Below are 22,198 nucleotides of genomic sequence, written 5' to 3' on the forward strand. Positions count from 1 at the left end.
AACTTTTTGAAATTGCTTGCATGGTGACCACATGTGTCCTACATTGGTTTCACACAAAACCAATCAGGAGACACCATGCGACACTTCGTTACCGCGCTCTCGGTGGCCGTTGCCGCCGGCGCGCTGAGCGCCGCGCACGCGCAGGAAGTCGTGATGATCGGCCATTCCGCGCCGCTCACCGGCCCGCAGGCCGCGAACGGCAAGGACAATGAAAACGGCGCGCGCCTCGCCGTCGACGAGCTCAACAAGGCGGGCGTGAAGGTGGCCGGCAAGACGGTCACGTTCAAGCTGGTGTCGGACGACGACCAGGCCGACCCGAAAGCGGGCGTGCAGGTCGCGCAGAACCTGGTCGACAAGGGCGTGGTCGCGGTGCTCGGGCCGTACAACTCGGGCGTCGCCATCCCGGCATCGCGTGTGTACAGCAACGCAGGCGTCCCGATGCTGCCGGTCGCGTCGAACCCGGCACTCACGCGGCAGGGCTTCAAGAACATCTTCCGGATCGGCGCGAGCGACGAACAGCTCGGCGGCACGATGGCGACCTTCGCCGCGAAGACGCTGAACGCGAAAACCGCCGCGGTCATCGACGATCGCACCGCGTACGGGCAGGGCGTCGCCGAGCAGTTCATGAACGTCGCGAAGGCGAACGGGATCAAGATCGTCGACCAGGAGTACACGAACTCGTCGGCCACCGATTTCCTCGGCATTCTCACCAAGATCAAGGCCAGCAATCCCGACGTGATCTTCCTCGGCGGCTATGCGGCGCAGGGCGCGCCGATGGCGAAGCAGATGAAGCAGCGCGGCTTGCGCGCGAAGCTGCTCGGCGGCGACGGCATCTGCTCGGCCGACATGGGCAAGGTCGCGGGCGAGGCCGCGTCGATCGTCTATTGCGCGCAGGGCGGCGTCGCGCTCGAGAAGACGCCAGCCGGCCGCGAATTCCTGAAGAAGTACCACGACACCTATCACACGGATACGCAGGTCTACGGCGTCAACTACTACGACGGCATGAAGCTGCTCGCCGACGCGATGGTCAAGGCCGGCACGACCACCGACAAGGCGAAGCTGATCGCGCAGCTGGCGAAGTCGAACTATGCGGGCGTCGCGGGCACCTATTCGTTCGACGAACACGGCGACCTGAAGGGCGCGCCGACCAGCGTCTACGTGATCCGCAACGGGCTGCCCGAACCGTACGCGAAGTAAAACCGTTACCGGAACGACGGCGCCGGTGCGCCGTCGTTCGTCTTCACGCATTCGATCTTCATGAAAATTTCCCGATCCCTTTCCACCGTCGAAGTCCATACCGGCGGCGAAGCGTTCCGCATCGTCACGAGCGGGTTGCCGCGCCTGCCCGGCGACACGATCGTCCAGCGCCGCGCATGGCTCAAGGAGAACGCGGACGAGATCCGCCGCGCGCTGATGTTCGAGCCGCGCGGCCACGCCGACATGTACGGCGGCTACCTGACCGAGCCGGTGTCGCCGAACGCGGATTTCGGCGTGATCTTCGTGCACAACGAAGGCTACAGCGACCATTGCGGGCACGGCGTGATCGCGCTGTCGACCGCCGCGGTCGAGCTCGGCTGGGTGCAGCGCACGGTGCCGGAGACGCGCGTCGGCATCGACGCGCCCTGCGGCTTCATCGAGGCGTTCGTGAAATGGGACGGCGAGCACGCGGGGCCGGTGCGCTTCGTCAACGTGCCGTCGTTCATCTGGCAGCGCGACGTGTCGGTCGACACGCCGTCGTTCGGCACCGTGACCGGCGACATCGCGTATGGCGGCGCGTTCTATTTCTACGTCGACGGCGCGCCGTTCGACCTGCCGGTGCGCGAGGCGGCCGTGGAGAAGCTGATCCGCTTCGGCGCCGAAGTGAAAGCCGCCGCGAACGCGAAATATCCGGTCGTGCATCCGGAGATTCCGGAGATCAACCATATCTACGGCACGATCATCGCGAACGCGCCGCGCCATCCGGGCTCGACGCAGGCAAATTGCTGCGTGTTCGCGGATCGCGAGGTCGACCGCTCGCCGACCGGCTCCGGCACCGGCGGCCGCGTCGCGCAGTTGTACCTGCGCGGCCGGCTCGCGGCCGGCGACACGCTCGTCAACGAGTCGATCGTCGGCACCGTGTTCAAGGGGCGCGTGCTGCGCGAGACGACGGTCGGCGACATCCCGGCCGTGATCCCGGAAGTGGAGGGCAGCGCGCACATCTGCGGATTCGCGAACTGGATCGTCGACGAGCGCGATCCGCTGACCTACGGTTTTCTCGTGCGCTGAGCAGCGGCGCACGGCACCGTTGTACCAGGCTTGGCGCGCGGCCCCGTTGCGGGGCGCGCGCCTTTTTTTGTTGTAAAAACGCACGCCCGGACGCCGTTCGCGCAGGCCCGGGACGGCCGCCGGCCGGTGGGCCGCGCGAGTTTTGGTACGATGCAGCCTTTCCAGCAGATCCCCCACCCGCGTGAATCGCCGAAACGTGTCGTCAGTGCGTGACCTCAGTGCCAAATGGGTCGCGCGCGCCCAACCCGTCGCGGCCGCTGCCGCCGTGCTCGTCAAGCGTGTCCTGGCCAGCGCCTGGCACCATCTCCGTCATCCGACGCGCCGCGGCGTGCTGCGCGCGGCTGCCGCCGTGCCCGCGCTGTTCCTGCTGTACGTGCTGGTGCTGATTCCGTTCACGCCGGGCATCGGCGACATCCGCAAGGCGCGCGTCGACCAGCCGGCGCAGGTGCTGTCCGCCGACGGCAAGGTGCTGGCGGAATTCAAGCCGTCGAACCGCGAATGGGTGTCGCTCAAGCAGATCTCGCCGCACATGGTCGACGCGCTGATCGCCACCGAGGACCATCGTTTCTACGAGCATCACGGTCTCGACTGGAAGCGCACGGCGTCGGCCGCGCTCCATACGTTCTCGGGCAGCCGCCAGGGCGGCTCGACGATCACGCAACAGCTCGCGCGCAACCTGTATCCGGACGAGATCGGCCGCGCGCCGACGCTCACGCGCAAGATGAAGGAGGCGATCACCGCGCTGAAGATCGAGGCCGTCTACAGCAAGGACCAGATCCTCGAGACCTACCTGAACACGGTGCCGTTCCTGTACAACGCGTACGGCGTCGAGATGGCCGCGCGCACCTATTTCGACAAGTCGGCCGACGAGCTCGACGTGCTCGACAGCGCGACGCTCGTCGGGATGCTGAAGGGCAACAGCTACTACAACCCGGTGCTGAATCCCGAGCGCGCGCTGCAGCGGCGCAACACGGTGCTCGGCCAGATGGTGAAGTACGGCAAGCTGTCGCCGGCGCAGTTCGCGCAGTTGCAGCGCCGGCCGCTGCGCATCGACTTCGAGCGCCAGAAGGAGCCGCCGGGGCCCGCGCCGCACTTCGCGCAGCAACTGCGCAAATGGCTGATCGGCTGGGCCGACCGCAACGACTACAACATCTATTCGGACGGGCTGATCGTGCGCACCACGATCGATTCGCGTCTGCAGCAGATGGCGACCCAGGCGCTGACGCTGCAGGCGAATCAGCTGCAGGGCATCGCGAACAATGCGTGGAGCGGCCGCGACGGCTGCGGCACCGACAACGAGGTGTTCCGCACCTTCATGCGCGAGTCGCCCGAATACAAGGCCGCGCAGGACGCCGGCAAGAACGATGCGGCCGCGATGAAGCAGCTCGCCGCCGACCGCGGCTTCATGCGCGCGCTGTGCAAGGCGAAGACCGACGTGCAGGCCGGCTTCGTCGCGATCGATCCGCGCGACGGGCAGATTCGCGCGTGGGTCGGCAGCCGCGACTTCACGAACGAGCCGTTCGATCACGTCGCGCAGGCGCGGCGTCAGCCGGGCTCGACCTTCAAGCCGTTCGTCTATGGCGTCGCGTTCGCGAACGGGATGAAGCCGGACGACACCTTCATCGACCAGGCGGTCGAGATTCCGCTGAAGGGCGGCGAGATCTGGCGGCCGAGCGACGACGCGCCGCCGACGGGCAAGCCGATGACGCTGCGCGACGCGGTCGCGCTGTCGCGCAACCGGATCACCGCGCAGGTGATGGAGAAGGTCGGTCCGGCGGCCGTGGCGCGGTTCGCGCGCGACATGGGCGTGCGCGAAAGCCCGCTCGAGCGCGTGCCGTCGCTTGCGCTCGGCACGAGCCCCGTGACGCTGAAGGAGATGGTCGCGTCGTACGCGACGATCGCGAACGGCGGGCTGTACGTCGAGCCGCAAATGGTGACGCGCATCGAGAACCGCCGGGGCGAGGTGCTCGCCGAATACGCGCCGGCGCCGCCCGAGCGCGCGCTCGACGCCGAAACCGACAAGACGCTGCTCGACGTGATGCGCGGCGTCGTGACGCGCGGCACCGGCAGCAGCATCCGTACGCGCTTCGGCATTCGCGGCGACGTGGCCGGCAAGACCGGCACCACGCAGGACAACGCGGACGGCTGGTTCATCCTGATGCAGCCCGGGCTGGTGGCCGGCGCGTGGGTCGGTTTCGACGACGGCCGCGTGACGCTGCGCAGCGACTACTGGGGGCAAGGCGCGCACAGCGCGCTGCCGATCGTCGGCGACTTCTTCCAGCGCGCGCAACGCGCCCGGATCGTCGACACGAAGCTGAAATTCGACACCGAACCGTCGCCCGGCTGGTTCGCTTCGGTGCGTGAACGGGTGACGGACCTGGTCGACGGCTGGTTCGGGCCCGAGCCGAAGCAGGCGGCGGCGCCCGTCAGGACGCAGCGTATCGAGCGCGAGCCGGAGGCGGATGCAGCCGCGGCGTCGGCCGCATCCGGCGCGTCGGCGCCCGAGGCGGCATCCGGCGGCATCGTCGAGGAATGGGTGCCCGCGTCCGAGGTGGCGGCGTCGGCCGCTGCGTTGTCGGCGTCGCAACCGCCGGTCGCGCAGCCGGCGGCGGCGGGCGGCAATGCGACGAGCCCGGGCAACGCCGGTGGCGGCCTCGGCTCCGCCCCGGCCGTCGCGCCTTCCGCAACGCCGGCGCCGACACCGGCTTCACCCGACGCGACCAGCGGTTCGGAGTAACGAGCCGTTCAGATTTCGCGCGAGGCTGCCGTAATAACGTTGTCACGACAGCTCGCGCGGTCGCTCCGCGCCTTTCCGATGCGGCTCATCACCGATCACGTCGCGCTCGCGCGCGATGACATCTCCGCCGGCGTCCCGCTCCGCTTCGATCTCTACGATGCCGGCGGCGCCGCGCTGCTGCCCGCCGGCACGACGCTGCGCGATCCCGCGCAGCATGACTTCCTGTTCGATCACTTCCGGCCCGTGCGCCGGCGCGATGACGCCGAGCCTGCCGCGCCGGCGCACGACACCGTGCCGGCGGCCACGCGCATGGGGCTGTCGGCCGGCGCCGCGATCGGCATCCGGCGGCGGGTCGGCGCGACCCGCGTGCTGCAGCGCTGCCGGTTGATCGGGGTCGGCGCATCGGGCGCGCTGTTCGTCGAGCCGCAGCCGGCGGTCGTGCTCGAGTTTGCCCGCGGCGACGACGTCGAGGCGGTCGCGATCGGCCGGTCGGCCGTGTCGCGCTTCGGTGCGACGGTCGAAGCGGTGCAGGCGACGGGCGCCGCGCCGTTCATGGTGCTGTCGCCGCCGGGCTTCGTCGACCGGTTGCGCACGCGCGCGGAGCCGCGCGTGCCGGTACGGATCGCGGCCCGCTGCACCGGCGGGCCGGCGCAGGCCGACGGCATCGGGATCGTGCGCGATCTCAGCCTGAACGGACTGTCGATCGCGCTCGACCGGCCGCTCGCGGCGGCCGGCGAGCCGTTGCGCGTGCAGTTGCCGTATGCGGACGAGGACCGTGTCGCGCTGCTGACGCTCGACGGGACGGTGCGTGCGGTGCATGCCGATCCGGCCGGGTCGGGCTGGACGCTTCACCACGCGGCGTTCGACGAAGTCGCTGCCGCCGACCGGATGCGCCTCAAGGCGCTGCTGTTCGACCTGTCGTCGGGGGCGGTGGAGGCGGAGCAGGTCCGCTGAGGTGTCGAACGGAGAAGCGGGGCAAACGTGGCAACCTCTGGGCGGTCGTCCACGGCCCGGTGAATCGATCCGCACCGCGCGAGCCGGGCGAGAGCGCGCAGAGCCTATTGGCTGCGGATGCGGCCATAATCATCTGATGATTCGATCGAATGCGCGGCAATTGTACGGTTTCGGTCAACAGTGAATTTGCGATTTAAGTATTTACCCTGATAGCCGTGCCGCCTAGACTTTCACTCATGCGCAACGACTACCCAGTCCGAAGCGCCTGACAAGACAAATCTGGAGGTAACGCATCATGAAATCGCTGATCAAGGCAGTTGCACTGGCCGCTCTGGTGGCCGCACCGGTCGTCTCGTTCGCTCAATCGAACCAGCAGCCGCTGACGCGCGCGCAAGTGCGTGCCGAACTGGCCCAGCTGGAAAAGGCCGGCTACAACCCGAACGACTGGATCAACTATCCGGAAAACATCCAGGCCGCACAGGCGAAGATCGCGGCAGCCCAGAACACCGGTGCGCAGGCTGATGCAACGGGCTACGGCGCGAACCCGGCGGCGACGTCGCAGTCGGGCCAGCGCGTGACCGTGCCGGCCGCAGCTGATCGTTCGTCGGTGTACTTCGGTCACTGAGCTTGTCGCGCCGCGGCGGCCTTTGCGACCGCCAGCGAAGCCGCAATAAAAAAACCCGCACTCGGCTCGAGGGCGGGTTTTTTTCATTGGGGCACGACGGCGTTCCCCTCTCGATCATCAGGAGGACGCGGGAGTCGGTCCCGTGCCAAACCCTGTCGAATGCGATGCCTGACAGGGATCTTTTCACGTTGCATCGGTAGAGTAAGATTCCTGCGGAATGGACGAGACGGCTTCAATCAACGGGAAAGCGATGCGCTTGTATTCGGTCAGCGGAACGGTATCAAATTTGCGCTACTCGATCGAGAAGTATTCGCCATCGAAGTTGCGCAAGTTCGAGGAAAGGGCAACGGAGCTCGCTCCTGTGTTGCTTGCGTCCATTGGCGAAGGCGGTATGGCACTAGCCAGTGCAACGGTGCACGATTCCGACCGAAATTGCCCCGAACCGGCCGAAGGCTACTGGATCGAGATGGAGGTCGGCGGGCGAGCGCTCAAAGGCTGGTTCGACACTCTCTCGTTCGAGAATGGCGGGCATGTGGACGCTGTTTTCGATAAAAGCGGATTGCTGATGGCGGTCAATAATCCGCAGGCGAGACTGGTCGTATTCAGGCCGCCTTGCCCTGAAGGCCTGAAACCCGTTTTCAACAAGTCCATGCTTTACGTTTGCCTCGGGGTGACTTTGTTTTTATTTTTTGGACAAGCCGTACTTTATGCATTCGCACTGCCCGCTTGGGGCGAGTTTTTCGAGTTGATGCCGTTCGTGCTGATAATGTCGGCGCTGGTTGTGGCTCTGCTGGTGTTGCTGGCCTACCGGGACGAATTGATTAGCGGGCGTCGCACCAGAAAGATCCTCAAACTGCTCGGCCTGTCGGGTAGTGTGAGCGCGTTGAAGGCGGAACGCATCGGAACCGGCTACGCGTACCGTTACTGACCGCTTTTGTCCGCACCGCCGAACGGCGCTTGAACCATTGATTTCGGTGCGTGCACCGTCGTTCCGTCAAACGAATCCCACGCTTCAGTCCGACACCCGCTGACAACCGTTTGCGCGTGCGCTAGCATCGCGATCGGTGTCGCCGTGGCGCAGCGGCCGATGCGCGACCAACCCGGCATCACGTTCCACGACTTCAACGAAAACAAACAGGAGCATCCATGCGTGTCTTGACCGGTCTGCTGTGCGCGCTGGCGCTGACGGCGAACCTTGCCCACGCACAGGCGAATTGCGCGGACGCGACGGATCAGGCGGCGATGACGGCATGTGCCGATCGCGCGTACAAGAAATCCGACGCGGAGCTGAACCGCACCTACCAGGCTGTCACCGCGCGCCTGCGCGATGCGAAGCCGCTCGCAGAGAAACTCGTGAACGCGCAGCGCGCGTGGATCGCCTACCGCGATGCCGAATGCAACTTCTCCAGCGCGAATGCCGAAGGCGGCAGCGCCTATCCGATGGTCGTGTCGACGTGCCTCGACGATCTGACCAAGACCCGCACCGAGACGCTGAAGGGCTATCTGTCCTGCGAGGAAGGCGATCTCGCGTGCCCGGTGCCGGCGAAGTAACGGCTGCGCGACGTCCGGCCAGCTTCTAGCGCACATCACTCGGCCGTCATGGTTCGCCGGCCCGTTCGCCTAGACGTCGTCCGTTTCGTCGAGCAGCTTGTGCCGCAGCGCGTAGCGGACCAGCGCCGCTTCGTGCGGCATCTGCATCTTTTCCAGGATCCGGGTCTTGTAGGTGCTGACCGTCTTCGCGCTGACGCACAGCGCCTGCGCGATCTCGGTCAGCGTCTGCCCGGCGGCGATGCGGCGGAACACGTCGAACTCGCGATCGGACAGCCGCTGGTGCGGCAGCGTCTCGGCCGGCTCGTTCAGGCTCTGCGCGAACTGTTCGGCCATCGCGAGGCTCACGTAGACGCCGCCCGACGCCACCTTGGTCACCGCGCCGACCAGTTCGGCGCTCGCGCTTTCCTTGGTCAGATAACCCGACGCACCGGCGCGGAACGCACGCACCGCGTATTGCTGTTCCGCGTGCATGGTCAGCACGAGCACGCGCAGCGCGGGCTTCTCGTCCTTGATCTGCTTGATCAGTTCGACGCCGTTGCGGCCCGGCATCGACAGGTCGAGCACCAGCACCTGCGCAGGCGTCGACCGGATGAGCGCGATCGTCGACGCTCCGTCGCATGCTTCGCCGGCCACTTCGAATCCGGTGGCGTTCTGGAGGATGTGCCGCAGACCGTCGCGCACGAGCGTATGGTCGTCGGCGATGAGCACCTTGATCATGTGAGGGTGGTTTCCTGTTGTACGGAACCGAGCGGGAATGCGACGGTAATCGAGAAGCCGCGCGCGAGCGCGGTGTCGATCGTCACGCTGCCGCCCAGCATGTGTGCGCGTTCGCGAATGCCGATCAGGCCGAAAGATTTGTCCTCATGGGCGGTGCCGACCGGTGCCGCGCCGCGGCCGTTGTCCGCGACGCGCAGCACGCAGAAGCCTTCCTCGATGTCGAGGCGCAGCGCGACGCGCGTCGCGTCCGCATGGCGCGCGACATTCGTCAGCGCTTCCTGGACGATCCGGAACAGCGTGGTCGCCCCCGCGCTGGTGAACGTGAGGCCGCCCGTTTCGATGTGGCGCTCGACGTCGATGCCGTAGCGGTTCGTGAAGTCGTTCGCGAGCCACTCGATCGCCGGCACGAGGCCGAGATCGTCGAGCATCACGGGGCGCAGGTCGGCCGCGATGCGCCGCACCGACGCGACGGTCGCGTCGATCAGCCGGCGCATGCCCTGCAGGTGCGACAGCACGCCGACTTCGGGTTGCGCATGCTCTGGCGTGCGCAGTTGCTGCTCGATGACCGACAGGTCCATCTTCAGCGCGGTGAGTTGCTGGCCGAGGTCGTCGTGCAGTTCGCGCGCGATGCGGGTTTTTTCCTCCTCGCGCACGTTCTGCAGGTTCGCCGAGAGTTCGCGCAGTTCCTGGCGCGACTGCTTCAGCGCATTCTCGGCGCGCTGCCGCTCGGTGATGTCGCGCAGCATCACCGTATAGAGCTTGCCCGACGCATCGCGGATCTGCGAGATCGACGCCTCGATCGGGAACTCCTCGCCGTTGCCGCGCAGCCCGAACAGCACGCGCTGGCGGCCCATCTGCCGCTCGGACACGCCCGTCACGCCGAACTGGTCGACGTGCTTCGCATGCGCGGCACGAAACCGCTCGGGGATGAAGCGCGACAGCGGCGCGCCGATCGCTTCCATCGCCGACACGCCGAAGACCTGTTCGGCCATCGGGTTGAAGATCACCACCGTCTGCTTCTCGTCGATCGTGATGATCGCTTCCATCGACGAACGGATGATGCCCATCATCCGCGCCTCGTTCAGGATGCCGCGGCTGCTGGCGCCCGTATCGGCGTGGCCGGCGCGGCCGCGCAGCAGCGCATGGACGAGCGCCGCGAACGCGAACGACGCAATCAGCCCCGCGGCGAGCACCGTGCCGGCCGCGCGCTGCGCGCCGGTCGCGCTCGGGCGGCCGTCCGCGGAATAGGCGAGCTTCAGCACGGTTCCGCCGAAATTCAGCTGGTCGGTGCGCCGCATCAGGTCGGGTGACGCGGAGGCTTCGTCGGTCGTCGTCTCGGCGCTCGCGATCGGGTGCGGATCGTCGCCCGCGCTCATCCGAAGGTCGAGCCCGCGTTCCGCGTCGAGCGCGCGCTCGACCAGGCGATTCGGGCTCACTTCCGCGAACAGCACGCCGTCCGCGCCGGCGTCATGGGCGACGGCCGTGCGCGACGAAGCCGTCGCGGGGACGAACAGCGTGAGGGTGCGCGCATCGCGGGACGTATCGTTGTCGGCCGGATGGATGCCGAGCGCGATATCGCCGGTCCGCAGCGCGTGCGCCAGCGGAGCCTGGTCCGGCGCGCCGAAGCGCACGCCGGCCGAGCTCGATGCCGGCGCAACGAGCGTGGCCACCGCGAGCGGGCCGGCTGGTATCGGCGCGTGGCCGGCGAGGGCGCTGCGCGCCGCGGTCGACAGCGGCGCATAGCCGAGCTGCCGGATCGGCGAGCGCCCGCTGTCGAGATCGAGCGTGTCGGCATACCGGCGCCATTGCTCGGCGGTGATCTGCGGCGCAAGCGCGAATGCGCCGCGCGCGCTTTCGAGCACGGCGACGCTGCCTTGCAGCTCGTGGCGCAGCATCGCCGTCACGTGCGTCGTGCGGCGTTCGAAGCGCGTATGGACGGCGCCTTGCCACTGCTCGCGCACGAGCAGCGCGACGCCGAGCGACAGCGCCGCGCCGGCGAACAGCGTAACGACGCCAGCCGCGAGCGGCTGGCGTAACATGATCTGGAAACGCGCGGGCCCTCGGGCGTCACGCGACGGGGTTCCACTGGCGGTGGTCATTCGATGGCCATTCTGGTGTCGGGGCCGCCCGTGGCACGCGGGCAGCGCGGCAAAACCGGGAAAAACCGGGAAAAACTCGCACCGGCCGCGTGCGACGTCTATTTTCAAGATGAAATTGTGCGCGTTTTACGCGTTTTTTGTAATAGGGTCAGCTAAAAATGAGATAGCCGGGCGGTGTAGCGGGCGTCCCGGCCGCATTTGACGCGCGTCAACGGGCGCGTCGGCACGTGGGGCAGACTGTTCGGCAGGCGAGCCGGCATCGGGCCGGCTTGCGGTGACGGGGACGCCGTATGCGCGATGCGCGACGGGTGCCCGGTCGGAGGGTGGACCATGTACAAGCGGATTTTCGTCGGGCTCGATGGCAGCCCGAGTGCGCGTCTCGCGCTGAACGAGGCAATCCGGATCGCGGCGGCATCCGGCGGCGAGGTCACGTGCGCGTATGTCGTCGAGCACCGGCCGCAGCTCGTCGACGTCGATGCGGGATTTGCGGCCGAACGCGATGGCGACGCGGCGGCAACCGCTGCGGCGACGCCCGTGCTCGACGACGCGAAAGCGGCGCTCGCGCAGCGGCAAGTGGCGGGCACCGTACGCGCGATCGACGCGTACGGCGAGGATGTTGCCGCAGTGCTGATGCGCACGGCGGCCGAGGTCGGCGCGGATCTGATCGTGATGGGGACGAGCGGGCGCCACGGCCTGCGCCGGCTGCTGCTCGGCAGTGTCGCGGAATCGCTGCTGCGCGCGGCCGACCGGCCCGTGCTGCTGGTGCGGCACGACGAGCCGGCCGCGGCGGCGACCGCGTGACGGGGCGGTACGGCACCGACGCGTGAGCGGCGGCGGGCAGGGGCTGCCGCGCGGGCGCCGGCGTGATGTGGGTTCGACGGTGCGCCGGTTGCATCGTGGCCTGCACTTCTGGCAGCATCGACCGGCGTTCGCTTCATCGTCGCGCGCCGCGTTCCGCGCGCGACCCGGTCGCCGCGTGCATGGCCGCGGCGATCGACGCAGCGGCACGCGACGCCGGTCGATCGCATCGTCGATCGGACGGGCCGCGCGTTGCGTGTCCGGTTCACTCCTTCATCGACGTCATCCGCCATGCCGATCTCCGCCGCCGACGTGATTCAACAGTTCGATCTGCAACCGCACCCCGAGGGCGGCTATTTCCGAGAAACCTACCGCGCGGCCGATACGGTCGTGCGTCCGGCCGACGGCGCGTCGCGTGCGGCGTCGACCGCGATCTATTACCTGTTGTGCGAGGGCGCGTATTCGTCGTGGCACCGGATCCGTTCCGACGAGGTCTGGCATTTCTACGCGGGCGATCCGCTCGAAGTGTGGGTGCTCGACGAGCGCGACGGCCTGACGATCCACCGGCTCGGCAACCCGCTCACGCACCCGGGCACCGTATTCCAGGCGGTCGTGCCGGCCGGGCGCTGGTTCGGCGCGCGCTGCGCGTCGCCGGAGCACGTCGCGCTCGTCGGCTGCACGGTTGCGCCGGGGTTCGAGTTTGCGGAATTCGAACTCGCGGACGCGACGGCGCTGGCCGCCGCATTCCCCGAGTATGCGGAATACGTCGCGGGGCTCGCGCAGCGCTCCGACGCATGAGTGTGCCGGCGGCCATGCCGGCCGCACCGAGCCGCCTTCGACGGCAGCCGTTCCGCGCGGCCGCGGCCAAACCCGTTTAGAATGCACGGTGGTGCAGGATCGGCCGCGGAGGTGCCGCGGCGATCGCTGCTTGCCGTATCGACGGCCGCCCCCGTCGCACGGACCGCATGTCTTCCAGGAGCGCCGCCGTGTGGCACTTTCCCATCGCGATTCCCTCGTCGCTCGGCCCGTGGGCCGTGTTCGCGAGCGTACTGATCACGCAGCTCGGCGTGCCGGTGCCGGCCGTGCCGATGCTGATCCTCGGCGGTACGATGGCGGCGATGGGGCAGGCGTCCTGGGCGAGCATGTTCGTGGCGGCGATCGGCGCGGCGATGCTCGCCGATTCGCTGTGGTTCTTCATGGGCCGCACGCGCGGCCGGCGCTTGCTGAACGGGCTCGTGCGATTCTCGCTGTCGCTCGACACGACGCTGCGCTTCGCGCGTAATGTATTTGAAAGATACGGCGCGCCGCTGCTCGTCCTCTCCAAATTCCTCCCTGGCCTCGGCCTCGTGTCGGCGCCGCTGCTCGGCACGACCGCGATCGGCGTCGGCGTGTTCCTGTTCTGGGATCTGGCCGGCGCGTCGCTGTGGGCCGCGTTCTGGCTCATCGGCGGCGCGGCCGTGCACGACCAGATCGTCCAGTTCGTGCTGTGGGTGCGCGCGAGCGGCGGCACGATCCTCGACGCGTTCCTCGCGATCTTCATCACGTTCCTGTTGTACCGCTGGGTGCGCCGCGTGCAGTTCCGCCGCTACCTCGCGCAAGTGCGCATCTCCCCGCCGCAACTCGTCGAGATGATGACGTCGAACGAGCCGCCGCTGATCTTCGATGCGCGGCCGCGCGCGATTCGCGAACGCGAGCCGTACCGGATTGCCGGTGCGGTGCCGGTCGATCTCGATTCGCCGGACCTGCTGGATCCGGAGCTGCTGAAGCGGCCGATCGTCGTGTATTGCGTGTGCCCGAACGAGGCGACCGCGAAGCGCCTGATCGCGAAGATGCAGCGCAAGAAGATGCTGCACAACATCAAGGCGCTGAAGGGCGGCCTCGACGCGTGGGAGAAGCACGGCTATCCGGTCGAGCCGCTGCCGGCCGATCTCGATTCATCGAGGTATTTCGTGCGGCCGGAACATGCGGCGCTCGCAGGCGAATATACGGTGCGCGCGACGTTGTCGAAGTGAGTCGTGCGCGGGATTCCGTTCATGACGGAAAGTGTCCGAAGCGTGCACCCAATTCGTGTGTGGTCCCGAACAGCCCAAGCGGATCAGTCCCTTTGCCAACACGTCGTGAAGGTGGAATAAATCTGCAGGGGCATACGCGGGATGCGCGTCGATCAGCCGGCCTTTCTGGGTTCTTTCTTTTTGTCGCGGCTCGCAGACCAGATGCTGCTCTTTCTGGTGCCGCTCGTCGTCTTTCAGGTCACTCGGAAAGCGACGTGGTCCGGGCTCGCCTTTTTCGTCGAGGCGTTCCCGCGATTCATCGCCTTTCCGGTCTGTGGCGCACTGAGCGACCGTGTGTCACCGATCCGCGTGCTGCGAGCGAGCCAGACCAGCCGGGCCGTCGCTTGCGTGATCGGCATCGCCGGCTATGTCGCCTGGAGCGGAATCGGATGGCTGATCGCATTGTCCGCCGTATGCGGCGCACTCACGAGCCAAGGTCTCGTCGCTCGTGAGGTGTTGCTGCCGCAGATCTTTCCGCAGCAGCGCTTCGAAAAAGTGTTGTCCTATACGCAGCTCGCCGATCAGTTGGGCGTCGTGCTTGGACCGATCGTCGCGGCGGCGCTGCTTGGGTATCGCGACTGGGAGTGGGCTGTCGCTTCCGCGGCGCTGCTGTTTGTCTCGGCGGATTTGCTGGCATTCGTCTGGCAACGGACCAGCACGGCACGCGTTGCGCCTCCGGAACACCCGGTGGGGCCGTGGTATGCACCGTTCGGTGTGGCGCTGAAGCATGTCGTCACGCTGCCGGGGCTGTTGCGGCTGATCCTGCTCGCAGCGGCGGAAAACCTCGTGATCGGGACGACACTTGCGACGTCGGCTGCGATGGTCACCGGTGCGTTTCGGCAGTCCGGCGGTTTCTATGCCGGACTGCAGGTCACGGGTGCCGTCGCGACAGTCGCGGTCCTGCTGTTCGTCGCGCGTATCGAGGTGGCGCGCGAGCGGCTCGGCATCGTCGCATTCGTCGCGATCGCGGCTGGCGGCCTCGCGATGGGCATGGCCGGTTCGATTGCGATGTACGTCGCCGGTTTCCTTTTGGTCATCGGTTTCGACAAGATGTTCAACGTGTACATACGCAGCGCCCGGCAGGCCATCATTCCCCCTCGGGACTATGGCAAGACGACGGGCGTCATCGTCCTGCTGAATAACGCGACGCAGCCGCTTGCCGGGCTGCTTGTGGGGCTCTTTTCCGGTCACGGGCGCGTTGCGCTCGTCGTGACGCTGACCTCGATCGGCATGGCGATACTGGGTGGCGTGGTCATTGCCGTTGGCGCCGGCCGGCCGCGAGCGACTGCGCGCGTTTCGGACTGACGCGGCGGTACCGCAAGGAATACGGCGCTGGCGACGCGAAACCGGTGTTCGGCGTGGTGCGAGATGAAGTCGCTGCATTCCCGGACGTGATCGTGACCGGGGCGGGGCAGGCGCTCGAACCCGGATGCGGGGCGATCGTAATCTCGCTGCATCGACCGGATCGAGCCTGACGGGTATCGACAGGGTCGACAGTCCGGCCGTTATCGAAGTAAATCGTGCGCGGGATGCCGCGCACGTGCCGATTTCGCCTCCGATCTCACGCTTCCCGTTTCCGGGAAAATCGGCTGGCGCGAAACATCCGATTATTCTTATAATCCCGCCTGCATATTGCGTGCGCTTGATTGCGCACATTCGACGCGCGTTCGTTCGCGCCGAAAGCGATTGATCCCATTGCCGCCCGCCACGCGCACAGCCTTGTCGCGCGGGCCGCACGGGCGTATTCCGTGAAAGGCCAGATCCGTTTTTCCGGATTGTTCCGGAAAATACCGATAATCAACGGTAATTCCAATCGGAGTGACGCAGTATCCGCAGCGTTTTTCATCCGGAAAACGGCGGCGGGGATTTTTCGTTTTCGGTTTGCCGGTATCGGCATGAACGGTCGCGCATTGACATCGACAATGACGGCGGCCCGTTCGCGGCTGCCAGGAGACGGACTTGAAACAACCAGAAGACCAGCTGCACCGCGGGCTGGAAGAGCGGCACATCAACCTGATGGCGCTCGGCGCGACGATCGGCGTCGGCCTGTTCCTCGGCTCGGCCGCCGCGATCCGCACGGCCGGCCCGGCCATCCTGCTGACCTACCTGCTGGGCGGCATCGCGATTTTCCTGATCATGCGCGCGCTCGGCGAAATGGCGATCACCAATCCGGTCGCCGGCGCCTTCAGCCGCTATGCGCGCGACTACCTCGGCCCGCTCGCGGGCTACCTGACCGGCTGGACCTACTGGTTCGTGTGGATCGTCACCTGCATGGCGGAAATCACCGCGGTGGGCGTCTACATGCACATGTGGTTCCCCGGCGTGCCGAACTGGATCTGGGCGCTCGCGGCGCTCACGGCGATGGGCGCGGTGAACTTCATCGCGGTCAAGCTGTACGGCGAATTCGAGTTCTGGTTCGCGCTGATCAAGATCGTCACGATCGTGCTGATGATCGTCGGCGGCGGCCTCATGATCGCGTTCGGCATCGGTAACGGCGGCGTCGCGACGGGCATCTCGAACCTGTGGGCCCACGGCGGCTTCATGCCGAACGGCATCGACGGCGTGATCGGCGCGCTGCCGATCGTGATGTTCGCGTATCTCGGCGTCGAGATGCTCGGCCTCACGGCCGGCGAGGCGCGCAATCCGGAGAAGTCGCTGACGAAGGCGGTGAACTCGGTGTTCTGGCGCGTGCTGATCTTCTACATCGGCGCGCTGTTCGTGATCATGTCGCTCTATCCGTGGGACCAGATCGGCACGCAGGGCAGCCCGTTCGTGATGACGTTCTCGCGGCTCGGGATCCCGGCCGCCGCCGGCATCATCAACTTCGTCGTGTTGACCGCGGCGCTGTCGTCGTGCAACAGCGGCCTGTTCAGCACGGCGCGGATGCTCTACAACCTCGCGCAGCAGGGCCAGGCGCCGGCCATGCTCGGCCGCGTGAATCGCAACGGCGTGCCGGTGTACGGCGTAGCCGTGTCGGTCGCGCTGCTGCTGATCGGCGTGCTGCTCAACTATCTCGCGCCGCAGCACGTGTTCACGTGGCTGACGTCGGTGTCGACGTTCGGTGCGATCTGGACGTGGTGCGTGATCCTGATCGCGCAGATGCGCTTTCGCCGCACGCTGTCGGCCGACAGGATCGCGCGCCTGCCGATCCGCGTGCCGTTCTATCCGCTCGGCTCGTTCGTCGCACTCGGGTTTCTCGCGCTGGTCGTCGTGCTGATGGCGTTCTCGCCGGATACGCGCGTCGCGCTCGTGATCGGCCCGGTCTGGATCGTGCTGCTCGGCATCGCATACGCGGTGTTCCATGCGAACCGGGCGAGCGCGCCCGCGTCGACGAAGTCGTAAGCCAAGCGGCCGAAAGTCGCCGCGCCGCGCGCCGCACAGGCGTGCGCGGCGCATCGCGGCCCGCACGGGTATTGATCGCGATCATGCACGTGCGGGCCGGACGACATATGCTGTCTGAATCGCTTGTCCGCGCTTCGCGTGGCCGTCCGCCGATCCGCGCGACCGCGTCGGCCGTCCGTCCGCCGTTCGTCGTTCGCCGCTGCCCGCGCGAAGCTCCGGTCGTCGTTCGCGACGACGCGTCCGCAAGGAGGCTTTCGCCATGCAGTCCACCCCGACCATCCCGCCGCTCGCGCGGATCTCGCTGGCCGTCGATCTGACGCCGGAGTCGCTGTCCGCCGCGCGCTACACGCGCACGCTGCTGCGTCCCGGCATGCAGGTGCGCATCGTCTGCGCGATCGACAATCCGCGTCTCGTGCTGCCCGACATCCCGCGCGTCGACGCGCTGCTGACCTCCGCGCGCGAGGAGATGACGCGTGAAGCTCAGGCGACGCTCGAACGCATCGCGGAACTGTTCGCCGGCAGCGGCGTGGGGATCGAGCAGATGATCATCGATACGTCGCTCACGGGCGGCACGGTGGCCGATGCGCTCGCGAACGACACGTCGGCATGGCACGCCGACGTGCTCGTGGTCGGCGCCAATCCGCACCATGGGCTGCTGCGGCTCGTCGAGGGGGCGGTGTCCGACACGCTGGCCGCGCGCGCGCGCTGCGCGCTGCTGATCGTGCCCGCCGACTATGTGCGGCCGTCGGACGGGCCGCTGCAGCGCCTGATGTTCGCCGTTGACGGCAGCGAGCCGTCGCTGCACGCGGTGCGCGTCGGGCTCGGCTTCGCGGTGCCGACGACGCTGCTGTACGCGGCCTATGTCGTCGATCGCGCGGTGCGTCTGACGGATCTCGTGCCGGTGCGCGCGCTCGAGGATGCGTATCGCGCGGAGGGCGAGGATGCGCTGGCGCGGATCGGTCCGCTGTTCCATGCAACGGGGAACCCGACCAAGCGCGGCATCGTCGAAACCCGTCCGACCAGCGACGACGTCGCCCATGCGCTGATGCGCGACGCGGTGCACTGGCATGCGGAACTGCTGGTGGTCGGCACGCACGGCCGGCGCGGCATCGCGGCCTGGCTGATCGGCAGCGTGGCGCGCCGGGTCGCGCATCTCGCGCAGGTGCCGGTGCTGCTCGTGCGCGAGGCCGCGTGAGGATTGCGCTGCGACGAATGCGAAGCGGACTTTCATTGACCTGCATCAGAAACGTCGCGCGTTTTGCATGAGATAGTCGCACGAGGTGCGTGTGCATGCGGCGGATGGTCCGTCGTCCGTACCCGACGCCGCGATTCGACACGTCGGTCCGGAACCGCGCGAACCGGCGCATGTCCGACGCCGTTGCGATTCAGCCGATTTCCGGAGCCGTGCCGCGCAGCGCATCGCGCATCGGCCGATCACGAACTCTCTGGCACGAGGGTAGGCAGCCGGCGGCTGCCTTGGATAACGGACGGGGTGCATTGCACCCCGTCCGCTTTCCTGGCCCCGTGCTGACTCTTTTCCTCGCAGGTATTGTTTTCGTCGATGTCGCCGTGTGGAACGGCGCGTGATGCCACGCGATCGCGCGATCGCGGATTCGGTGTGGATCGCGGCATGCGCTGCGCGCCCGGCGCGGTGCCGCGGCCTTCACGCGGCCGCGTGCGGCGTCGGCTGCGTAAAGGCGCTGCGTTCAGGCCCCGCGTCCAGGCCTTTACGCGGAGCGAGGCGCTCGCAGGTCGCGCGGGCGGTGCGCGTCGCGGCATACGCGTGCACCGCGACGCACGCCATGCAGTCGGCCTCGTCCGCCCGGCGTGCGATCGCGCAGCCGCGGCCAGCCGGGGCGCGTCTTGCGGCGCGGCCTCACGACGACCGTTGCGCCGGCACCGGCCCGCGCGCGGAGAGCCGCGGCGAACCGCTGCAGCGCGAGCACCGATCCCGCGACGCTCTGGTACTTTTCGCGGCCGATCTGCCCGTCGAGCGTGATGAGCAAGCCCGATTCGCGCGCGAGTGCGAGCAACGCGTCGAGATCTTCGGGCGGCCGGATTGCTGCCGGCACGGCGGTCGCGGCCAGCATGCGCGTGCGCCGCTGTCCGTCCCGCGCCGGGAAGTTGCGATGAATCATGATGGGTCTCCCTGCGCCCGACCCCGCGTGCCGGCTCGAGGGCCGGCTGAGCGATGACCGGGTATGAACGCATCGTTCATGACATCAGTATCCGCCGCGGAGACCGCGCTGCCAATCGGTGCGTGCTGAAGTCGCTGTCAGACGTTGCGTGCGAGGTATCGGAATCCGCTGACACGTCGGACCGGCGAGCGGCCGCTGCGGCGCGAGGCGGGCAGGCGGGCAGGCGCGATGTGCGGCGCCCCCGATGTGCGGCGCCCCGATCCGGTGCATTCGAACAGACGAATCGCGGCCGTCGCGCGTCGCTTGACGCAGGACTTTCGCGGGTCTAAGGTCCCACACTGCATCGGCATCGCGCGACGGTTCATCGTCCGAGCGATCGCGCGGTGCCGCGCCTCGGGGTGGCGTGGCAATCCTTCCAGTCGTTCGCGGGCCCTGGGCGCCGCGAATCCTGCGCGCGAGCCGGTCCGGCGACGGATCGGCGCGGCGGCACGCAAGGTGCCGTTGATCGCGCGCAACCACGCTTCGGCGCATCGTACGCCGGGCGGCTGTCCAGCCTTTAATCTTCCGATAGCGTCATGTTTTCCTTTCGTTCCTCGACCGTCAGGAGCCCGTCGATGTCACAGGACAATTTGCTTGATGCCTTGAAGGCCGTCGCCGCAGAGCGCGCGATCGGCGCCGATCAGTTGCGCACGATGCTCGACGATGAAGTGCGAGCGTTGTCGTCCGATGCCCGCGTGCACGATTACATCCACGTGTTCGCGATCCGCCACCTGCGCGAACGGATGCGCAGGCAGGACGAACTCGAGCGCGACACGCCGGCCAGTACGCCGCGCGACGAGCCGGATACGCGTACCGGCCGCCGTCTGTAAGGGACGATCGGCGCGACCGGCGCCGCGGTGCCTCATGACAGCGGAAGGCCCCTGAGCGCCGCGCGCGCCTCCGGCACCGCTGCACGCCTGCATACCGACAACGCGCCTGCCTGCCGGTCGCGCCTTTCTTCATATATTTGACCGAATCGACACAACGGCCTCAAGTAAGCGGCGCGGATGCCGTTTACCCGGTGAATTCGTCCACCGGGCGTTCGCGCTCCCTTACCGAGTCGTTGCCATGTTCTCGTCCATCCGCACCCGCATCCTTGCCGCGTGCGTCGCCATCGTCGTGTTCGCGCTCGTCGCCACCACGCTGATCAATTACTTCATCGCACGCGCGTACAACAACGACGCGATAGACCGCAACCTGACCTCCGTCGCGAGCGGCCACGTGGTCGGCATCGGCGACTGGGTCGCGACGAAAAGCCGGATGATCGCGTCGTTGCAGGACGCCGCGCTGTCGCCCGATCCGCTGCCGGTGTTCAAGCAGATGGCCGCGGCGGGCGGCTTCACGAACGTCTACGCGGGCTATGCCGACAAGGTGTTCCATTTCTCCGACCCGACCGGCATCCCGCCCGACTACGACCCGACCGGCCGTCCGTGGTACAAGCAGGCCGCCCAGGCCGGCAAGCCGGTCGTCACGCCGCCGTACGTCGATGCGGGCACCGGCAACCTGGTCGTCACGTTCGCGGTGCCGATCCTGCGCGACGGTGCGCTGAAGGGCGTCGTCGCCGCCGACGTCGCGATGGACAGCGTGATCGCGAACGTGAAGTCGATCCACCCGACGCCCGCGAGTTTCGGGATGTTGATCGACAGCAGCGGCCACGTCGTCGCGCATCCTGACGCGAAGCTCACGCTGAAGCCGGTCGCCGACGTGTCGCCCGACCTCGGCGGCATCGGCGCCGCGACGCTGGCGGCGTCGAGCGCGCCGGTCGAAGTGCACGTCGGCGGCGACGCGAAGCTGGTGCGCGCGCAAGCCGTGCCGGGCACCGACTGGTACGCGCTGGTCCTGCTCGACAAATCGGAAGCGACGGCCGGGATGCGCTCGCTGCTGACCGCGTCGCTGATCACGCTGGTGGTGATCGTCGGCGTCGCGTCGCTGATCGTCGGCGCGATCACGACGACCGCGTTCCGCCGCCTGTCTCAGGTGCGTCAGGCGATGGCGTCGATCGGCTCGGGCACGGGCGACCTGACGCAGCGCCTGCCGGCCGACGGCCGCGACGAGGTGGCCGATATCGCGCGCTCGTTCAACAGCTTCGTCGACAAGCTGAACGACGTGATGCGACAGATCCGCGACGCGAGCGAATCGGTGCGCACGGCCGCGAACGAAATCGCCGCGGGCAACCAGGACCTGTCGTCGCGCACCGAATCGGCGGCGGCGAGCCTCGAGGAAACGGCCGCGTCGATGGAAGAAATCACCGCGACGGTCGGCCAGTCGGCGGCCGCTGCCGGCCAGGCCGATGAACGCGCGGCCGCGGCGTCGCGGATCGCGTCGCACGGCGGCGTGGTCGTATCGGACGTCGTGTCGACGATGGAGAAGATCGAGGAAGCGTCGGGCCGGATCGGCGACATCATCGGCGTGATCGACGGGATCGCGTTCCAGACCAACATCCTCGCGCTGAACGCGGCCGTCGAAGCGGCGCGTGCCGGCGAGCAGGGCCGCGGTTTCGCGGTCGTCGCGCAGGAAGTGCGCAGTCTCGCGCAACGCAGCGCGCAGGCCGCGCGCGAGGTGAAGGTGCTGGTCGAATCGACGGTGGCGAGCGTGTCGGCCGGGTCGGGGCAGGTGCGCCAGGCCGGCGAGACGATGCGCGAGATCGTGTCGAACGTCGCCAACGTGACGACGATCATCTCCGAGATCACGCACGCGGCGAACGAGCAGACGCGCGGCATCCAGGAAGTGAACCGCGCGGTCACCCAGCTCGACGAAATGGTGCAGCAGAACGCGGCGCTCGTCGAACAGTCGACCGCGGCCGCGACCGCGCTGCAGACGCAGGCGAACGCGCTCGCGACGACGGTCGGGCAGTTCAAGGTCGCATGACCTGCGCCGGTTGA

18 protein-coding genes are annotated in these 22,198 nt (G+C 67.7%); 15 read left to right on the forward strand and 3 right to left on the reverse strand.

All coding sequences use genetic code 11. The annotated features are described in order from the left end of the window. The first annotated feature begins 75 nt into the window (after positions 1-75). The 7 genes from DIE04_RS01290 (at position 76) to DIE04_RS01320 (ending at position 8,132) form a co-directional block, all read left to right on the forward strand. Positions 76-1,197, forward strand: coding sequence for a branched-chain amino acid ABC transporter substrate-binding protein (locus DIE04_RS01290; RefSeq protein WP_124519484.1), 1,122 nt, complete (start codon positions 76-78; stop codon positions 1,195-1,197). Positions 1,198-1,257: 60 nt separating this feature from the next. Continuing rightward, positions 1,258-2,265 (forward strand): trans-3-hydroxy-L-proline dehydratase, encoded by a 1,008-nt coding sequence (gene lhpH, locus DIE04_RS01295; protein WP_124484865.1) that lies wholly within the window; start codon positions 1,258-1,260, stop codon positions 2,263-2,265. Positions 2,266-2,461: 196 nt separating this feature from the next. Then, positions 2,462-5,002: a penicillin-binding protein 1A gene (locus DIE04_RS01300; RefSeq protein WP_185500284.1), complete on the forward strand. Its 2,541-nt coding sequence runs from the start codon at positions 2,462-2,464 to the stop codon at positions 5,000-5,002. Between the two features lie 78 nt (positions 5,003-5,080). Further along, on the forward strand, positions 5,081-5,956 hold the full coding sequence (locus DIE04_RS01305) for a PilZ domain-containing protein (protein WP_124519585.1): 876 nt from the start codon (positions 5,081-5,083) through the stop codon (positions 5,954-5,956). Positions 5,957-6,251: 295 nt separating this feature from the next. Continuing rightward, positions 6,252-6,581 carry a DUF4148 domain-containing protein gene (locus tag DIE04_RS01310; protein WP_124484862.1) on the forward strand — a complete coding sequence of 110 codons (330 nt, stop codon included), beginning with the start codon at positions 6,252-6,254 and terminating at the stop codon, positions 6,579-6,581. A gap of 217 nt (positions 6,582-6,798) precedes the next feature. After that, complete coding sequence (locus DIE04_RS01315) at positions 6,799-7,509, forward strand: hypothetical protein (RefSeq protein WP_124519584.1); 711 nt, start codon at positions 6,799-6,801, stop codon at positions 7,507-7,509. Positions 7,510-7,727: 218 nt separating this feature from the next. After that, on the forward strand, positions 7,728-8,132 hold the full coding sequence (locus DIE04_RS01320; protein ID WP_124484861.1) for a lysozyme inhibitor LprI family protein: 405 nt from the start codon (positions 7,728-7,730) through the stop codon (positions 8,130-8,132). Between the two features lie 69 nt (positions 8,133-8,201). Here DIE04_RS01320 and DIE04_RS01325 read toward each other — a convergent pair whose 3' ends face one another. Continuing rightward, positions 8,202-8,849: a response regulator transcription factor gene (locus DIE04_RS01325; RefSeq protein WP_124484860.1), complete on the reverse strand. Its 648-nt coding sequence runs from the start codon at positions 8,847-8,849 to the stop codon at positions 8,202-8,204. Then, positions 8,846-10,888, reverse strand: coding sequence for a PAS domain S-box protein (locus DIE04_RS01330; RefSeq protein WP_124519582.1), 2,043 nt, complete (start codon positions 10,886-10,888; stop codon positions 8,846-8,848). The genes DIE04_RS01325 and DIE04_RS01330 overlap by 4 nt, the downstream gene beginning before the upstream one ends. Positions 10,889-11,278: 390 nt before the next feature. Here DIE04_RS01330 and DIE04_RS01335 point away from each other — a divergent pair, with 390 nt between their 5' ends. The 6 genes from DIE04_RS01335 (at position 11,279) to DIE04_RS01365 (ending at position 18,334) form a co-directional block, all read left to right on the forward strand. Continuing rightward, a complete protein-coding gene (locus DIE04_RS01335; RefSeq protein ID WP_124484858.1) occupies positions 11,279-11,749 on the forward strand; it encodes a universal stress protein in 471 nt (156 codons plus the stop codon). Between the two features lie 288 nt (positions 11,750-12,037). After that, positions 12,038-12,544, forward strand: a complete 507-nt coding sequence (locus DIE04_RS01340; RefSeq protein WP_124519580.1) for a cupin domain-containing protein — start codon at positions 12,038-12,040, stop codon at positions 12,542-12,544. 188 nt (positions 12,545-12,732) lie between these two features. After that, positions 12,733-13,758 carry a DedA family protein/thiosulfate sulfurtransferase GlpE gene (locus tag DIE04_RS01345; RefSeq protein ID WP_124519578.1) on the forward strand — a complete coding sequence of 342 codons (1,026 nt, stop codon included), beginning with the start codon at positions 12,733-12,735 and terminating at the stop codon, positions 13,756-13,758. A 141-nt stretch (positions 13,759-13,899) separates the two neighbouring features. Then, positions 13,900-15,102: an MFS transporter gene (locus DIE04_RS01350; RefSeq protein WP_124519576.1), complete on the forward strand. Its 1,203-nt coding sequence runs from the start codon at positions 13,900-13,902 to the stop codon at positions 15,100-15,102. Positions 15,103-15,756: 654 nt separating this feature from the next. Beyond that, positions 15,757-17,139, forward strand: a complete 1,383-nt coding sequence (locus tag DIE04_RS01360; RefSeq protein WP_124519477.1) for an amino acid permease — start codon at positions 15,757-15,759, stop codon at positions 17,137-17,139. A gap of 259 nt (positions 17,140-17,398) precedes the next feature. Beyond that, entirely contained in the window at positions 17,399-18,334 is a 936-nt protein-coding gene (locus tag DIE04_RS01365; protein WP_124519574.1) for a universal stress protein, read from the forward strand. A gap of 532 nt (positions 18,335-18,866) precedes the next feature. Here DIE04_RS01365 and DIE04_RS29625 read toward each other — a convergent pair. Then, complete coding sequence (locus DIE04_RS29625) at positions 18,867-19,277, reverse strand: hypothetical protein (protein ID WP_185500291.1); 411 nt, start codon at positions 19,275-19,277, stop codon at positions 18,867-18,869. Positions 19,278-19,891: 614 nt separating this feature from the next. Here DIE04_RS29625 and DIE04_RS01370 point away from each other — a divergent pair. Together DIE04_RS01370 and DIE04_RS01375 are read left to right on the forward strand one after the other, a co-directional pair. Further along, complete coding sequence (locus tag DIE04_RS01370) at positions 19,892-20,146, forward strand: DUF3562 domain-containing protein (RefSeq protein ID WP_124484851.1); 255 nt, start codon at positions 19,892-19,894, stop codon at positions 20,144-20,146. Positions 20,147-20,384: 238 nt separating this feature from the next. After that, positions 20,385-22,184 carry a methyl-accepting chemotaxis protein gene (locus DIE04_RS01375; RefSeq protein WP_124484850.1) on the forward strand — a complete coding sequence of 600 codons (1,800 nt, stop codon included), beginning with the start codon at positions 20,385-20,387 and terminating at the stop codon, positions 22,182-22,184. Positions 22,185-22,198: the final 14 nt, after the last annotated feature.

Origin of the sequence: Burkholderia sp. Bp8994, from assembly GCF_003853805.1 — a bacterium.
In the GTDB taxonomy this organism is placed as follows: Bacteria; Pseudomonadota; Gammaproteobacteria; order Burkholderiales; family Burkholderiaceae; genus Burkholderia.